Origin of the sequence: Sphingobium sp. CR2-8, from assembly GCF_035818615.1 — a bacterium.
In the GTDB taxonomy this organism is placed as follows: Bacteria; Pseudomonadota; Alphaproteobacteria; order Sphingomonadales; family Sphingomonadaceae; genus Sphingobium.
The window spans coordinates 866,349-881,175 of record NZ_JAYKZY010000002.1; the positions used below are offsets into that span (position 1 = coordinate 866,349).

At 65.9% G+C, this 14,827-nt stretch carries 16 protein-coding genes and 1 tRNA gene; 14 read left to right on the top strand and 3 right to left on the bottom strand.

The features are described 5' to 3' along the window. Window positions 1-42 precede the first annotated feature (42 nt). Complete coding sequence (locus U5A82_RS08110) at window positions 43-894, bottom strand: methyltransferase domain-containing protein (protein ID WP_326290030.1); 852 nt, start codon at window positions 892-894, stop codon at window positions 43-45. Window positions 895-935: 41 nt separating this feature from the next. Between U5A82_RS08110 and U5A82_RS08115 the strand changes: the two genes are divergently transcribed. The 5 genes from U5A82_RS08115 (at window position 936) to U5A82_RS08135 (ending at window position 3,425) form a co-directional block, all read left to right on the top strand. Next, the gene (locus U5A82_RS08115) at window positions 936-1,673 is read left to right on the top strand and encodes a ComF family protein (RefSeq protein WP_326290031.1); all 738 of its coding nucleotides are present in this window, start codon (window positions 936-938) and stop codon (window positions 1,671-1,673) included. Between the two features lie 42 nt (window positions 1,674-1,715). Continuing rightward, window positions 1,716-1,973, top strand: a complete 258-nt coding sequence (grxC, locus tag U5A82_RS08120; RefSeq protein WP_326290033.1) for a glutaredoxin 3 — start codon at window positions 1,716-1,718, stop codon at window positions 1,971-1,973. 8 nt (window positions 1,974-1,981) lie between these two features. After that, window positions 1,982-2,812, top strand: a complete 831-nt coding sequence (locus U5A82_RS08125; protein WP_326292878.1) for a carbon-nitrogen hydrolase family protein — start codon at window positions 1,982-1,984, stop codon at window positions 2,810-2,812. Then, a complete protein-coding gene (locus tag U5A82_RS08130) occupies window positions 2,809-3,282 on the top strand; it encodes a DUF1178 family protein (protein ID WP_326290034.1) in 474 nt (157 codons plus the stop codon). The genes U5A82_RS08125 and U5A82_RS08130 overlap by 4 nt, the downstream gene beginning before the upstream one ends. Before the next feature lie 66 nt (window positions 3,283-3,348). Then, a tRNA-Arg gene (locus tag U5A82_RS08135) sits at window positions 3,349-3,425 on the top strand. An 82-nt stretch (window positions 3,426-3,507) separates the two neighbouring features. Here the strand turns inward: U5A82_RS08135 and U5A82_RS08140 are convergent. Further along, the gene (locus U5A82_RS08140) at window positions 3,508-4,476 is read right to left on the bottom strand and encodes a magnesium and cobalt transport protein CorA (RefSeq protein ID WP_326290035.1); all 969 of its coding nucleotides are present in this window, start codon (window positions 4,474-4,476) and stop codon (window positions 3,508-3,510) included. Between the two features lie 211 nt (window positions 4,477-4,687). Between U5A82_RS08140 and U5A82_RS08145 the strand changes: the two genes are divergently transcribed. From U5A82_RS08145 to epsC, 9 genes are all read left to right on the top strand, one after another. Further along, window positions 4,688-5,218, top strand: coding sequence for a 3'-5' exonuclease (locus U5A82_RS08145; RefSeq protein ID WP_326290037.1), 531 nt, complete (start codon window positions 4,688-4,690; stop codon window positions 5,216-5,218). Window positions 5,219-5,318: 100 nt separating this feature from the next. Then, window positions 5,319-5,459, top strand: coding sequence for a hypothetical protein (locus U5A82_RS08150; RefSeq protein WP_326290038.1), 141 nt, complete (start codon window positions 5,319-5,321; stop codon window positions 5,457-5,459). Further along, window positions 5,456-6,166 carry a response regulator transcription factor gene (locus U5A82_RS08155; protein WP_326290039.1) on the top strand — a complete coding sequence of 237 codons (711 nt, stop codon included), beginning with the start codon at window positions 5,456-5,458 and terminating at the stop codon, window positions 6,164-6,166. Before U5A82_RS08150 ends, U5A82_RS08155 begins: the two co-directional genes overlap by 4 nt. A gap of 178 nt (window positions 6,167-6,344) precedes the next feature. Continuing rightward, window positions 6,345-7,043 carry a carbonic anhydrase gene (locus U5A82_RS08160; RefSeq protein WP_326290040.1) on the top strand — a complete coding sequence of 233 codons (699 nt, stop codon included), beginning with the start codon at window positions 6,345-6,347 and terminating at the stop codon, window positions 7,041-7,043. Window positions 7,044-7,046: 3 nt separating this feature from the next. Further along, window positions 7,047-8,543 carry a SulP family inorganic anion transporter gene (locus U5A82_RS08165; RefSeq protein WP_326290041.1) on the top strand — a complete coding sequence of 499 codons (1,497 nt, stop codon included), beginning with the start codon at window positions 7,047-7,049 and terminating at the stop codon, window positions 8,541-8,543. A gap of 250 nt (window positions 8,544-8,793) precedes the next feature. Continuing rightward, the gene (locus U5A82_RS08170; protein ID WP_326290042.1) at window positions 8,794-9,639 is read left to right on the top strand and encodes a TorF family putative porin; all 846 of its coding nucleotides are present in this window, start codon (window positions 8,794-8,796) and stop codon (window positions 9,637-9,639) included. A gap of 192 nt (window positions 9,640-9,831) precedes the next feature. After that, window positions 9,832-10,542 (top strand): response regulator transcription factor, encoded by a 711-nt coding sequence (locus tag U5A82_RS08175; RefSeq protein ID WP_326290043.1) that lies wholly within the window; start codon window positions 9,832-9,834, stop codon window positions 10,540-10,542. After that, complete coding sequence (locus tag U5A82_RS08180; protein ID WP_326290044.1) at window positions 10,539-11,879, top strand: ATP-binding protein; 1,341 nt, start codon at window positions 10,539-10,541, stop codon at window positions 11,877-11,879. The genes U5A82_RS08175 and U5A82_RS08180 overlap by 4 nt, the downstream gene beginning before the upstream one ends. A gap of 89 nt (window positions 11,880-11,968) precedes the next feature. Further along, window positions 11,969-12,979 carry a serine O-acetyltransferase EpsC gene (epsC, locus tag U5A82_RS08185; protein ID WP_326290045.1) on the top strand — a complete coding sequence of 337 codons (1,011 nt, stop codon included), beginning with the start codon at window positions 11,969-11,971 and terminating at the stop codon, window positions 12,977-12,979. Window positions 12,980-13,060: 81 nt separating this feature from the next. On the opposite strand, the gene U5A82_RS08190 is transcribed toward epsC, so the two are convergent. Then, window positions 13,061-14,752, bottom strand: a complete 1,692-nt coding sequence (locus U5A82_RS08190) for an alkaline phosphatase family protein (RefSeq protein WP_326290047.1) — start codon at window positions 14,750-14,752, stop codon at window positions 13,061-13,063. Window positions 14,753-14,827 lie beyond the last annotated feature (75 nt).

A 14,827-nucleotide genomic window follows, 5' to 3' on the forward strand; every position in this document is an offset into this window, starting at 1 on the left:
CCTCGACAGGCTCAGCCCCAACATGCCGGGGCATAGAGCCAATCACCCCTTCCCCTTCAACGCCGCCGCCAGCGATACCGTCGCGCTGCCGCGCTTCGCCGGGGCAGCCTGGCTGGGATCGGGTTTCCAGCCGGACAGATAGACCAGCGCCATCTGCTCCGCTGTGCGCCCATCCGGATCGGCGGCGTCCGCGAAGTGGCTCGCTGCGCGCATCAGCACAGCGCGCGTCAGGGCAGGCGCGCGCGTGTCGAGCACATTGCCAGCGCCCATGCCGCGCAGGTCGTGCATCAGGCGCATGATGTCGCCATAGCGGATGGTCAGCGTCTCCCCATCCGCGACCGGCATGGCGAAGCCCGCACGGCTGAGCAGATCGCCCGCCGAGCGCACATCGACCTGTGGGTGGACATGCTGGCCCGGTCGGTCCCCTTCCGCCGCAAGCAGCGCGGATTTGAGGCGCGGCAGGCTGCCCGCACCCGTGAACGCCGCCAGCATCAGCCCATCGGGTCGCAGCACGCGCCGCATCAGGATCAGCGCGCCGGGCAGGTCGTTGACGCTGTCCAGCGTGCCGCAGGCGATCACCAGATCGAAACTGTCGTCGGCAAATGGCAGGGCATCCTCGTCCGCCTGCACGCCATGCGCTGCCCTGGCCGCCAGAAATCCGGGATCGGCGCAGGCGACACGCTTGCCCATCGCCTCCAGCGCCGCCTTCGCGCTGCCGTCCGGGCAGCCGATCACCAGCGCTTCGGGCAGGTCGCGCTGCACGTCGCCCAGTCGGTCGAGCAGTTCGTCCAGCATCGCGCGATAGAGGAAGTCGTGATCGGCGAAGGCGGGCAGCATCCGGTCGCGATGGCGCGCGCGGCGGGCGCGGTCGAAAATGTCGGGGCGGGAATCCATGGTGGGCCTTGTGCATCGGGCGGGAAGTGCGGACAAGGCAGATGATGTCGCTCGCCCCGCTTCTCAAGCATGTCCTGCGCCCGGCCGTCGATTACGCGCTGCCGCCGCGTTGCCCCGGCTGCGGCGCCATCGTGGGGGAGGATTTCGCCTTCTGCCTGTCCTGCTGGGGCGGGATGGCGTTTCTGGGTGACCCCTGTTGCGCGCGATGCGGCGTCCCTTTCGCGCATGATATGGGTGAGGAGGCGCAATGCGGCGCATGCCTGGCCGACCCGCCCGCTTGGGACGGCGCGCGGGCGGTGCTGGCCTATGGCGATGTCGCGCGCACGGTGGCGCTGCGGCTGAAATATGGGCGGCGCATCGGGCTGGCGCGGCTGATCGCGCGGCAGATGCTGCGCCATGTCGGGGATGAGGCGGCGCTGATCGTGCCGGTGCCGCTGCACCGCTGGCGGCTGTGGCATCGCGGATTCAACCAGGCGGCGCTGATCGCCGATCATCTGGGGCGGCTGACCGGATGGCCGGTCGACAAGCGCGCCCTGCTGCGCGTGAAGCGCACCGCCCCGCTGCGCGGCATGAACCCGGCGGCGCGGGCGAAGGCGGTGCGCGGCGCCTTCGCGCTGGCCGATGCGCAGGCGGTGAAGGGACGGCGCATCCTGCTGATCGATGACGTGCATACCAGCGGCGCGACGGCGGCGGCCTGCACGCGTGCGCTGAAAGGCGGCGGGGCTTCGGCGGTACGGTTGCTCTGCTGGGCGCGCGTCCTGCCGGACGCCATGGATTGACAAAGCGGCGCGATCCCCCATTTTCCAGGGAAAGGAGCTATCATGGCGAATGTCGAAATCTATACGAAGGCCTGGTGCGGCTATTGCGCACGGGCAAAGGCGCTGCTGACCGAAAAAGGCGTCGCGTTCGAGGAATATGATATCAGCATGGGCGGCCCCAAGCGGGACGAAATGCAGGAACGGGCGCCGGGCAGCAGCACCGTGCCGCAAATCTTCATCGACGGGCAAATGATCGGCGGCAGTGACGACCTGTCCGCGCTCAACCGTGCGGGCAAGCTGGACGCGTTGCTCGGCCTGTGACCGGCACGCTGCGCGCCGCCCTGTTCCAGATGACCAGCGGGATCGATCCCGCCGCCAACGCCACCGCCATCGTGGCGATGGTGAAGCGCGCCAAGGGCGAGGGGGCGGACATGCTCTTCACGCCCGAAATGGCGGGCTATCTCGACAGCAACCGGCAGCGGGCGGCGGACACGCTGCGCAGCGAGGCGGAGGATGTGGTGCTGGCCGCGGTGCGCGACGCGGCGGCGCGCGAGGGGCTGTGGGTGCATATCGGATCGCTGCCGTTGAAGGACGAGCGCGCCGATGGGCGCTGGGCCAATCGCAGCTTCCTGATCGACGACAGCGGCGCCATCCGCGCGCGCTACGACAAGATCCATTTGTTCGACGTCGATCTGGCGACGGGGGAGAGTTGGCGCGAATCGGCGGTCTATGGGCCGGGAGAGCAGGTGGTCGCGGTCGACACGCCCTGGGGCCGGATGGGCTTTTCCATTTGCTACGATATGCGCTTCCCCGACCTCTATCGCGCGCTGACCAATGCGGGGGCGACGATATTGCTCGCGCCCGCCGCCTTCACCGTGCCGACCGGCCAGGCGCATTGGCATGTGCTGCTGCGCGCGCGAGCGATCGAGGCGGGCTGCTTCGTCATCGCCACGGCGCAGACGGGCGCGCATGACGACGGGCGAACCACCTATGGCCATAGCGTGGTGATCGATCCGTGGGGCGAAACGCTGCTCGACATGGGGACGCCTGCGGGGCTGGGGCTTGCGGAACTCGATCTTGGGCGCATAGGGGAGGTGCGCGGGCGCGTGCCCGCGCTCGCCAACCGCCGTGTGATACCCAGGGACGTGACAATTTCGTGATCGTGTTCGACCTCAAATGCCAATCCCACGCCCATGTGTTCGAAGCCTGGTTCGGGTCCAGCGCGGATTATGAGGATCAGAAGGCGCGCGGCATGCTGGCCTGCCCGATCTGCGGCGACGCGGACGTGACCAAGGCGGTGATGGCCCCTGCGGTCGGCGCCAAGGGCAACAGCCGCGCGGTCGCCGTCCCGCGCGAAGAAGCGACCGCCCCTGCGATGGCCGGCGTGGATCAGGCGAAGATGAAGGCCTTGGTCGAAGCGCTCGCCACAGCGCAGACCAAGGCGTTGCAGGACAGCACCTGGGTCGGCCGCAATTTCGCCGAACAGGCGCGCGCGATGCATTATGGCGAAAAGGACCGCGCCAGCATCCATGGCGAAGTCGCCCCGGCCGAAGCCAAGGCGCTGATCGCCGAAGGGGTGGAGGTTGCGCCGCTCCCCTTCCCGGTCATCCCGCCCCAGGCGAAGAATTAAGGCGGCCGCATGCGCATGCGAAGAATTGACCGGGCGCGCTGCTGGCAATAGAGCGCTTGGCTGAGTGCACCCGTAGCTCAGCAGGATAGAGCATTAAATTCCTAATCTAAGGGCCATGGGTTCGAATCCCGTCGGGTGCACCACCTTTGTCTTAGCCCTCAAGCGCCGGGCGCCCGGTCGGTCTTGCGAACCCTTTTAAGGTTCGATCAAGCGCCCCATGGCCTGTCAAAGCCATTTCAGCTTCTTGAAGCGGGTGTAGAGCAGCGCGCAGATGACCGTGATGACGCCCAGCACCACGAAATAGCCGTAGCGGGTCTTGAGTTCGGGCATATGTTCGAAATTCATGCCGTAAATCCCCGCAATCGCGGTCGGCACGGCCAGGATCGCGGCCCAGGCGGCCAGCTGCCGGGTGATCTCGCCGGTGCGCTGCTGTTCCAGAAGGTTGCTGGATTCGAACACGCTGTTCAGGATTTCGCGCAGGTCGTCCACCATGGTCTGCACCCGGCGCACATGGTCGCGCACATCGCTGAAATAGGGGCGGGCTTCGGGGTCGATGCTGGGCAGGTCCATCTTCACGAATTTGGTCGCGACCTCCTGCATGGGCAGCAGGATGCGCTGGAACCGGATCAGCTGGCGGCGCAGGCTGAAGATGCGGGTGATGTCTTCGCGGCGCAGGAAATGGTCGACCATCTGCTGCTCCATTTCCAGCACCTCTTCCTCGATCCCCTCGATGATCGGCAGATAGCCATCGACGATGAAATCCAGGATGGCATGCAGCACATAGTCCACCCCCTGGGCGAGCCGAGATGGCACGGCCTCCAGTTCCTCGCGCAGCGCCAGATGCGCGCGCGCCGATCCGTGGCGGACGCTGATGATGTGGTTGGGACCGACGAACAGGGCGGTTTCGCCGTAGCAGATGGTGTCGCCCTCGACATGGGCGGTGCGCGCGACCACGAACAGCTGGTCGCCATAGATATCGACCTTGGGCAGCTGGTTCGCGTTGAGCGCATCCTCCACCGCCAGCGGATGCAGGCCGTGGGTGCGGGCCAATATCTGCATCTCGTCCTCGGTCGGGTCGGCGACGCCGATCCAGATGAATTCGGACTTGTCCGGCGCGCACTCGACCCGCTCGTCGATCGCAACTTGGCGGACCCGCTGACCATGGCGATACAGATAGGCGGCAACGACGGTCATGCAGATGTTTCCCTTGGGTTTCCGCCGCCTAGCAGAAGATGGCGACGTCGTCTCGCCTTTCGCCGCATCCCGGCTGCATTGCATATGATTTTTGCTGAAGGGGGTGGCGAGTGACTTTCGTCTGACATAGTTCGGGTGGAAAGGGGGCGCATCGATACGCACGGACCATGCCGGGAGGGGGCAGGCCGCGCGACAGTTACGGAGCCGCGTCATGCCCATCATGACCATTGATTTCGAAGCGTCCTGCCTGCCGCGCCACGGACGATCCTTTCCGATCGAAGTGGGGATAGCGGAGGGCACCCTGTCACGCAGCTGGCTGATCCGGCCGCATGACAGCTGGGCGGGATGGGACTGGACGGCGGAGGCGGAAGCGCTCCATGGCCTGAGCCGCGAGCGGATCGCGCGCGACGGGCAACCGGCCGCCGACGTGCTGGCCGAACTGGCGGCCGCAACGCAGGGGCGGCACATGGTAGCTGACAGCCTGATCGACCAATATTGGCTCGATACGCTGGCTATCGCGGCGGGCGCAGCGTCGCCCTTTACGATCCAGCATGTCTCGACCCTGATCGACCGGCAGGGCGCGAACGCGGCGCAGGTCGCTGCCGCGGTCGCTTTTGCCGACGGTCGGGTGGTCGCGCGGCATCGCGCCGCCGGGGACGCGCTGTGGCTGTCGGCGGTGATCGCGCATCTGGATGGCACGGATTGCGATGCGTCCGATCCAATGTTGCTCGCGGCGCAATGAAGGGTTGAGCCTGGCCATGGCAATGATTTGTTACACTGGGTCAATGAGGGAGACATCCGCCAGCCTTACTCTTCCCATTGCTCGTATCTGCAAGGCCCCGATGGCGCAGATCGCCCATGTCGCAGAGGAGACGCGCATGATCCAGACCCCGGCGTCCGACAGGCTGACCCCGTCCGCCACTATCCGCCCCGCCGCCGTCACGATCCGCCAGGACGCGAAGAGCGTCGTCAAAGGCGGATGAGTTCGCCCCTGATATTGATTGCCGAGACGCACCAGGATCTGCGGCAGACGGTGCGCGAATATCTGGAGCAGACCGGGTTTCGCGTGCTGCCCGCAGCATCGGCCAACGATATTTTCAGCGCCTTGTCCACGACGCCCGTCGGCGCGCTCGTGCTGGATGCCGGGCTGCGCGGATCGGATGGCATGGACCTGTGTCGCGACGTGCGCGAACGCAGCGATGTGCCGATCATTCTGGCCGGATCGAACAGTTCGGAGGTCGACCGGGTGGTCGGGCTGGAACTAGGCGCGGACGATTATATGGCCAAGCCCTATTCGAAGCGTGAACTGGCCGCCCGCCTGCGCGCCGTGCTGCGCCGGGGGCGGGGTGAGCGCGCGCTCAGCCTGCGCCGCCAGACCATAGCGGTGTTCGATGGTTGGACGGTGGATTTCGCCCGGCGCGAAGTCACCGATCCGGACGGCGGACCGATCGCGCTGACCGCCGCCGAATTTGCGTTGCTGTCGGTGTTTCTGGACCATGCGCAGGCGGTGATCGCACGGGCGCGGCTGATGGAACTGGCCGGGGTGCGCGATGCGCCGTCATCCGACCGCAGCATCGACGTGCTGGTCAGCCGGTTGCGCCGAAAACTGGGTGCGGGCGGACGGGCCGCGCCGATTGTTACAGTCCGCGGCGTCGGCTACATGTTCAGCGCGGTGGTCGACCGGCGCTGACAGCGTGGCTCGACACGCGAAAGCGCGGATTCCCGCAGTTTCCTGCACAATCGCGTCGCGCAATGCTCAGACACATTTTTTAACAATCCCGCTGCGTTGCAGCAAGATCAGACCTCTATTCTTCACAATAAGCCGGTCCGCCCCCTGACCAGCCATATTGAGAAGAGGATAGGCTCCCATGAATGAGCTGCTCGGTCGTGTTTTCAGCTTCGAAACCAAGGTGTTCCCCAAGGAAAGCGCCCTGTACAATCAGTTGGCCAGCCATGGGCAAAGCCCCAAGGCGCTGATGATTTCCTGCGCCAACTCGCGCATCGTGCCCGAACAGATCATGCAGGCCGCGCCGGGCGACCTGTTCGTATGCCGCAATGCGGGCAACATCGTGCCGCCGCACGCCAGCCAGCTGGGCGGCGTGACCGCCACGGTCGAATATGCGGTCATGGTGCTGGGCGTGCGCGACATCATCGTGTGCGGCCATAGCGATTGCGGCGCGATGAAGGCGCTGGCCACCGACGCCGACCTGACGTCCATGCCCAATGTTGCCGCCTGGTTGCGCAACAGCCATGCCGCGCAGAAGGTGTGCCGCGAAAATTATCCCACCGACCTGACCGACGCGGAAAAGCTGCGCAACATGGCGCTGGAAAATGTCGTGGTGCAGCTGGCGCATCTGCGCACCCATCCGTCGGTCGCATCGGGCATCGCCCGCGGCGAGATCGCGCTCCATGGCTGGTATGTCGACATCCATGCCGGGCAGGTGCTCGGCCTCGACGGCGAAACCGGCCGCTTCACGCCGCTGCGTGAAGGCGAACATATGCCCGTAGCTCTTTCCCACGGCCGCCGCCTTGCCGGCGAAGCGGCCTATGCCCAAGCGGCGGAGTAAATCATGTTGAAAGCGCTTTCCGGCGGCAATCTGGGCCGCGACTTCACGGCGTCGATCGTCGTATTCCTCGTGGCGATGCCGCTCTGCATGGGTATCGCCATCGCATCCGGCGTGCCGCCGGAAAAGGGCCTGATCACCGGCATCATCGGCGGCCTGGTCGTCGGTCTGCTGGCCGGTTCGCCGTTGCAGGTCAGCGGCCCGGCCGCCGGTCTTGCGGTCATCGTCTTTGAAATCGTGCGCGAACAGGGGCTTTCGGCCCTTGGCCCGATCCTCATTCTGGCAGGCGCGATTCAGGTCGCCGCCGGCCTGTTGCGGGTCGGCGGCTGGTTCCGCGCCATTTCCCCTGCCGTCGTACATGGCATGCTGGCGGGCATCGGCGTGTTGATCGTGGTCGGCCAGTTCCATGTCCTGTTCGACGACAAGCCCCTGTCCAGTGGTCTGCACAATCTGATCGCCATGCCGGGCCAGATTTTCGGCCTGTCGAACGGCGACACGGTCACGGCCTTCGCCGTCGGCCTGGTCACGATCTTCGGCATGCTGGGCTGGGAAAAATTCCGTCCCGCATCGATGAAGCAAGTGCCCGGCGCGCTGGTCGGCGTCGTCGCGGCCACGCTGGTCGCCTTCATGCTCGGCCTGCCGGTGGCGCGTGTAACCGTGCCCGAATTGATCGTCTCGGCGATCAGCCTGCCCGAACAGGGCCTGCTCGCGCAGTTCCTCAACCCGACCGTCATCACCACCGCGATCGCCATCGCGTTCATCGCCAGCGCCGAAACCTTGCTGTCGGCGGCCGCCGTCGACCGCATGCATGATGGCGTGCGCACCAACTACAACCGGGAACTCAGCGCACAGGGCGTCGGCAATCTGCTGTGCGGCTTTGCCGGCGCGCTGCCGATGACCGGCGTCATCGTGCGCAGTTCCGCCAACGTACAGGCCGGGGCGAAGACCCGCCTGTCCACCATCCTGCACGGCGCCTGGATATTGGGTTTCGTCGCGCTGCTGCCCTGGTTGCTGCGCGAAATCCCGATGGCCGCCCTCGCCGGCATCCTGGTCATCACCGGCGTTCGCCTGGTCAGCGTCGCGCATGTGAAGCATCTGTTCCACCTCTATGGCCCGCTGCCCGCGATCGTGTGGGGGGCGACGCTGATTTGCGTCGTGGCGACCGACCTTCTGACCGGCGTGCTGGTCGGCATCGGCCTGTCAATGCTGGAACTGCTGCCCCATGCCACCCGCCTGCGTCTGAAGGTGGATGAAGAAAGCCGGGGCGAAGCGCATGAGGTTGCGCTGCGCGGCACCGCGACCTTCCTCAGCCTGCCCAAGCTGTCGGCGAAGCTGGAAGCGCTGCCGGCCGCGGGTCTCGTCATCCTGAACGTCGAACGGCTCGGCCATATCGACCATACTTGCGCGGAAATGCTGCGCGAATGGGTCGATCGCCGTCGTGGGACCGGCGCGCCCGTCGAACTGTTCGGCGCCACCGGCCGGATGCGTCAACTCGTCGCCTGACCCTTCCCCCAGAAGCGGGCGACGTCTGGAGCCGCCATGCCAGGTCCGGCATGGCGGCTCTTCTTTTTGGGGCGGCAGCTCGGGTGTGCTTTTTTGGCGACACCATGGTCGCAATCCTTCGCAGTTGCGAGAATAGGGTTTACCTGAAAATTCCCAGCGCATAATCCATGCCTATCCGTCGGGATCGAAGGCGATTGAAACAGATCTTTGGACCACGGATGCAGGACGGAACATTCCAACGTAAAGGGGAATGTTCATGAAGTATCAAATCGCCTGTGCCGCCCTCGCGCTCATGTCCAGCGTGCCGGCTTTCGCGCAGGAAGCACCCACCAGCCCCGTCACCGTTACCGGCAGCGTCGGTCTCGTGTCCGATTACCGCTTCCGTGGCGTGTCGCAAAGCGACCGCGGCATGGCGGTGCAGGGCGGCATCACCGTTACCCATGAAAGCGGCTTCTATGTCGGCACCTGGGGATCGAATCTGGGCGGCTGGGGCCGTTTCGGCGGCGCGAACATGGAGCTGGACCTGATCGGGGGCTATTCCGCATCTCTGGGCGAAGGCACCACGGTGGATGTCGGCCTCACCTGGTATATGTATCCGTCGGGCGCGGATGAAACCGATTTCGCTGAACCCTATGTCAAGCTGTCGCACCAGTTCGGCCCGGTAAAGGCCCTGGTCGGCGGCGCCTATGCACCCAAGCAGCAGGCGCTGGGCAACTGGCAGAGCAGCGCCACCAGCGGCATCGACAATCCGGGCGACAAGGAAGATAATTTCTACGGCTGGCTCGACCTGAGCGGCGCGGTGCCCAACACGCCCGTCACGCTCAAGACGCATGTGGGCTGGTCGAACGGTAATCCGGGCCTTGGCCCCAATGGCACGTCGGTGGCGCCCACGGGCAAGTATCTCGACTGGCTGGTCGGCGCCGATGTTGCCATCCCCGGCACGCCGCTGACCGTGGGCGTGGCCTATGTCGACACCGACATCGCCCGCGTGGAGGAAAATTACATCCGTCCCAACTTCATGGTCAACGACAGCAAGGATTTCGGCAAGTCGATCGCGCGCAGCACGGTCGTCTTCTCGGTCACCGCGGCTTTCTGATCTGTTGTGCCGGGCCTGGTTCGCCAGGCCCGGCGCATCGCCTGCGCCGCTGGCCGGGCCGATAAGTGACCCAGGCCGTGACAAATTGTTGCTGCGCTTGCGTTTCCGCAGCTTCCCGCTGCCCGCGTGGTTGACCCCCGATCCGCCGCCGCCTAGTTTCCCGGCCATGACATTTTGTGCGCTGACGCCTTCATGACCGCCCCGTCGATCATCCTCGTCGAAGACGATCCGCCGCTGCGCACGCTCACGGCCCGCGCGCTTCAGGAACATGGCTATCAGGTGCGCCCCGCATCTTCCGGCCCCGAAATGTGGGTGGCGTTCGACGCAGGCCCGGTCGACCTGGTCGTGCTCGACGTCATGCTGCCGGGCACCAACGGCATCGACCTCTGCCGCCAGATCCGGCGCAAGAGCGACGTGCCCATCATCTTCATCAGCGCCAAGGGCAGCGAAACTGACCGTATCGTGGGCCTGGAACTGGGCGCGGACGACTATCTGCCCAAGCCCTTCGGCACCCGTGAACTCATCGCCCGCATCCGCGCCATCCTGCGCCGCGTCGGCGTGGAGCGCGGCCCGGACGACCATCGTGAGAGCGAAGCGCATTTCGACGGCTGGAATGTCAATTTCCCCCGGCGCGAACTGCGCTCTCCCACCGGCGCGATCGTGGAACTGACCGGCGCGGAGTTCGACCTGCTCGGCTCCTTCCTCAGCCACCCGCAGCGCGTGATCGCGCGCGAGCGGCTGATCGAACTGTCGCGCACGCGCATGGGCGACAGCAGCGATCGCAGCATCGACGTGCTGGTCAGCCGCCTGCGCCGCAAGCTGTCCACTGCGGACAAGGGCGCGCCCATCACCACCGTGCGCGGCGTCGGCTATATGTTCAATGCAGAGGTCAGCCGCGCTTGAGACGGCACGTCAGGGGATCGCTGGGGCTGCTGGGCCGCCTGTTCGCGATCCTGCTGGTCACGGTCGTGCTGGAATTTGCCGTGGGCACGCTCATCTATGAGCGGACCAGCCAATTGTCGTTGCAGGATGATGAGGCACGGCGGCTGGCCGAACATCTGGTCATCGCCCGCAAGCTGCTGGTCGAACAGCCCAGCGGGGAGCGGCCGGGGCTTAGCCTGCAACTGACCACCGATCGGTACGACGTCCACTGGTCGCCGGCCGCGCCGCCGCCGCCGCCGCTATCCCCCGAACTGGAGCGGATGCGCGAGCAGATCGTGACATGGGAGCCCGGCCTTGAAAAATCCGGTCTCTGGCTGCGCCTGACGCCCGGTCGCCATTCCGAAATCAATGGCGGGTTGCGGCTGACCGATGGCAGCTGGCTCTATTTCGGCATGCATCATAGCGGCGGGAAATGGGCCTTCACCATCGGCCGCATGGGCCTGGCGCTGATCCCGGTGCTGGCGTTGCTGCTGGCGGGGCTGCTGCTGATCCGGCGGACGCTGGCGCCGCTGCGCGACCTGACCCATGCCACGCACAAGATCGGGCGCGGATCGGAAGTGATCGTGCCCGAAGCGGGCACCAACGATGTCCGCAACCTCATCAGCGCCTTCAACGCGATGCAGGCGCGCATCCATCGCCTGATCGACGAACGCACCGAAACGCTGGCGGCGGTGGGCCATGACCTGCGCACGCCGCTCGCCCGGTTGCAGCTGCGGCTGGAACTGGTGAAGGACCCGGAGGTCCAGCAGGCCATGGGCGGCGACCTGGAGGAAATGGGCGCGATGCTCGAATCGCTGCTCGCCTTCCTGGGGGAGAAAGATCCCGAGCCGCGCGTCCGCAACGACATCGCCGTCAGCATCGCGACGATCGTCGACGCGTTTCAGGATCATGACCAGGACGTCACCTATGACGGGCCGGACCATCTGGAAATGGACGTGCGCGGCCTGTCGCTGCGCCGCGCGGTCCGCAACCTCATCGAAAATGCGCTCCATTACGGCGATCGCGCCCGCGTGTCTCTGGAGCGTAAAGGCGATGAGGTGCTGATCCGCGTGGATGACGATGGTCCCGGCATCCCGCGCGACCAGCTGGACAAGGTACTCCAGCCTTTTTCGCGTCTGGATGACGCGCGCCAGCGCAACACGCGCGGGCTGGGCCTTGGCCTTGCCATCGTCCACAAGGTCGTGCGAGCCGAAGGAGGGCAGCTGATCCTCGCCAATCGGCCCGAAGGCGGGCTGCGCGCGGAAATCTGCCTGAACCTGCCCAGGTCCGCGACGCGCGGCGGAGCGGCGCACCGCTAAAAGAGAAACTGTCCGTCCCCAAGCAAAACTCGTTTATCCCTGTCTGTGTCATCACGCTATGCCCATGGCGACAAGCGCATGAGGCGGATATGATATTGGACGGACAGGATGACGATCGGATCGTCGAAGGCTATTGGGATCTGGACCAGCTGGTCGTCGCACTGGGCGCGGCGCGCAGCCGCTGGCGGCAGGGGCAGAAACATCATGCCGAATATGGCGCTGAAGGTTTTCCCTCGCGCGCCAACCTGACCAAGATCATGCAGTCGCTGTGCGGCGCGCTGTTTCCGCTGCGCCTTGGTCCCAGCTTCGTGCGGCTCCACAATGAAGACGCCTATGTCGCCGAAACCCTGCAAACGGTGCTCAGCCGCCTCTACGGCCAGATCCGGCTGGAACAGATTTATGCGCTGAAGGGCGAGCCGGCCGATGCGGTGGATCGGGAGGCCGCGCGCATCATCGGCAGCTTCGCCCAGAGCCTGCCCGCCTTGCGCGTGCTGCTGGATACCGATGTCGACGCGGCGTTCCTGGGCGATCCCGCCGCGCGCAGCGTGGACGAAGTGCTGATCTGCTATCCGTCCATGCTGGCGATCATCCACCACCGGCTGGCGCATCGCCTGCATGCACTGGGCGCGCCACTGGTCGCGCGGATCATCTCGGAAATCGCCCATGGGAAGACGGGGATCGACATCCATCCCGGCGCGACCATCGGCCAGTCCTTCTTCATCGATCATGGCACCGGCGTCGTCATCGGCGAAACTGCGATCGTGGGCGACCGGGTGCGCCTGTATCAGGGCGTGACGCTGGGCGCGCGCAGCTTTCCCGCGGACGAGAAGGGGCATCTGGAAAAGGCGCTGCCCCGCCATCCGATCATAGAGGATGATGTGGTGATCTACGCCGGGGCGGCCGTGCTGGGGCGGATCATCGTGGGCAGCCGGTCGGTGATCGGCGGCAATGTCTGGCTGACCGACAGCGTGCCCGCCGACAGCAACGTCCGCCAGGCCAAGGCCCATTATGAAGTGACCAGCCGCGTCGACGTCTCCGCCCCCCACCGCGTTCACGCCTGGGTGGAGGAGGCAAGCGACGGGATCGGGGAGAATATCTAGGTTCGCTGTTCCCCGGCGAAGGCCGGGGTCCAGTCCCATCCAAGCAACTGGACCCCGGCCTTCGCCGGGGAGCAGCCAAATTTATCGTCCAGCGCAGCTATCCCCGTTGCCTGCGATCAGGTCCAGGCAGCGGCCGTCGATCTCGCTTTTGGGCACTGGCAGGGCGATCAGCGCGGCCAGGCTGGGCAGGATATCCACCGTCTCTATGCCCAGCGGCTGTTCGAAATGCTGCATGCCCTTGCGCCAGAACAGGATCGGCACGCGGCGGTCGGTGTCCCAGGGCGAACCATGGGTCGCGACCGATCCCATCACCGCCTGTTCGGGGATGGACATCACGCGCGGCTTCAACAGCAGCAGCAGGTCGCCCGAGCGTTCGGGATAGAAGCTGGCGCGCGCTTCCTGAATCAGGCTCCAGCTTTCGGGCGGGCCGGAGGGGGAAGGGGTGGCGGCGATCTGCGCCTTGGTGAACACGGTTTCGACCTGGGGATGCGCGCGAAGCAGCTTGAGCGCTTCGGCCTCCACGCGCGCGCGCTGCGGCGCGGTCAGCCCCTTGTCGAAATAGAGGTCGCCCGAAGGACCGTCGCCCCAGATGACCTTTTTGCCGGGCAGCCCCGCCTTGTCCGCGATGGCGGCATTAAGCGCCTTGGGCGTCAGCGCCATGTCGACGCGCTGTTCCATGGGCATGGCGTTCAGCTGGTGGCGTTCGGGCAGGTCGTGGCCGCCATGGTCGGCGGTCAGCACGACGACATAGTCGATGCCGTCCTTGTCCAGCCGGTCGAAGAAGGCGCCCAGTTCATGGTCGAGCCGATCGACCTGGATGCAGCTTTCGGTCCCTTCGGTGCCATAGGTGTGGCCGACATAGTCGGTCGCCGACAGGCCGATCGATATGATGTCTGTCTGCGCCTGCTTGCCCAGGTCCAGATTTTCGATCGCGGCCGCAGCGAACGCCAAAGTCATCGCGTCCTGCTCGGGCGAGATGCGAAAGCCCTTATAGTCGCCCGCCGCGCGCGCGAAGCGGCCGGTGCCCACGCTGCGGTCGCCCGCTTTCACGGCGAAATCCTTCGACACGCATTGTGCGGGCAGGGCAAAGCCCGGATTGGCCTGCGCCAGTCGCCCGGCCATCGCTTCGTTCACCTTGGCGACCAGCGGCGGGGTGGCGACGCCCTTGTAACTGACATAGCCCTGCGGTCCGCCCAGCCACCAGACATGATCGGCGGTGCCGCCGCCCATCATGATCGCGGCGCGATCCTTCCCCGCGACCGACACGACGCGGGTGGCGGGGTTGGCCGCCTTCATTCGGCCGCCCAGCGTCGGGACTTTGAGGTGCAGGGGGGAGGCGACATAATTATCGCTGTCGCTGCCCGGCTGGCTTTCATCCTCGGCGCAATAGACATTCTTGTCGGCGCGCCCGGTCGACAGGTCGAACCAGTTATTGGCGATGATGCCGGTGCGCGACGGGCGGCTGCCGGTCAGGATGGTCGAATGGCCGGGGCAGGTTTCGGTCGCGGCATGGCTTTGATAGCCGCGCGGGAAGACCGCGCCCTCGCTCGTCAGCCGCTTGAGGCCGCCGGTATAATATTGGCGATATTCGCTGAACAGGTCGGCGGAAAACTGGTCCACGCTGATCGCGACGATCAGCTTGGGCGGCGTCGCAGCTGTCGTCGCGGCGGACCGGACGGTGGCCGACGCGGGCGCTGGGCTTTGCGCCATGGTCGGCATGACGGGGGCCATGGCAGTGGCGATCAACAGGGCGGCGACAACTCGTTTCAACATATGCTATGCCTTCTCATGCCTTGACGGCGCTATGGGAGCGACCTAGCCCCCTTGCATTCTTGCGACCAGAGGCCC

Excerpts from the sequence above, each read along its gene's own strand:
- U5A82_RS08110 (WP_326290030.1), bottom strand. The coding sequence starts at position 894 with ATGGATTCCCGCCCCGACATTTTCGACCGCGCCCGCCGCGCGCGCCAT.
- U5A82_RS08115 (WP_326290031.1), top strand. The coding sequence starts at position 936 with ATGATGTCGCTCGCCCCGCTTCTCAAGCATGTCCTGCGCCCGGCCGTC.
- grxC (WP_326290033.1), top strand. The coding sequence starts at position 1,716 with ATGGCGAATGTCGAAATCTATACGAAGGCCTGGTGCGGCTATTGCGCA.
- U5A82_RS08140 (WP_326290035.1), bottom strand. The coding sequence starts at position 4,476 with ATGACCGTCGTTGCCGCCTATCTGTATCGCCATGGTCAGCGGGTCCGC.
- U5A82_RS08145 (WP_326290037.1), top strand. The coding sequence starts at position 4,688 with ATGCCCATCATGACCATTGATTTCGAAGCGTCCTGCCTGCCGCGCCAC.
- U5A82_RS08150 (WP_326290038.1), top strand. The coding sequence starts at position 5,319 with ATGGCGCAGATCGCCCATGTCGCAGAGGAGACGCGCATGATCCAGACC.
- U5A82_RS08155 (WP_326290039.1), top strand. The coding sequence starts at position 5,456 with ATGAGTTCGCCCCTGATATTGATTGCCGAGACGCACCAGGATCTGCGG.
- U5A82_RS08160 (WP_326290040.1), top strand. The coding sequence starts at position 6,345 with ATGAATGAGCTGCTCGGTCGTGTTTTCAGCTTCGAAACCAAGGTGTTC.
- U5A82_RS08165 (WP_326290041.1), top strand. The coding sequence starts at position 7,047 with ATGTTGAAAGCGCTTTCCGGCGGCAATCTGGGCCGCGACTTCACGGCG.
- U5A82_RS08170 (WP_326290042.1), top strand. The coding sequence starts at position 8,794 with ATGTTCATGAAGTATCAAATCGCCTGTGCCGCCCTCGCGCTCATGTCC.
- U5A82_RS08175 (WP_326290043.1), top strand. The coding sequence starts at position 9,832 with ATGACCGCCCCGTCGATCATCCTCGTCGAAGACGATCCGCCGCTGCGC.
- epsC (WP_326290045.1), top strand. The coding sequence starts at position 11,969 with ATGATATTGGACGGACAGGATGACGATCGGATCGTCGAAGGCTATTGG.
- U5A82_RS08190 (WP_326290047.1), bottom strand. The coding sequence starts at position 14,752 with ATGTTGAAACGAGTTGTCGCCGCCCTGTTGATCGCCACTGCCATGGCC.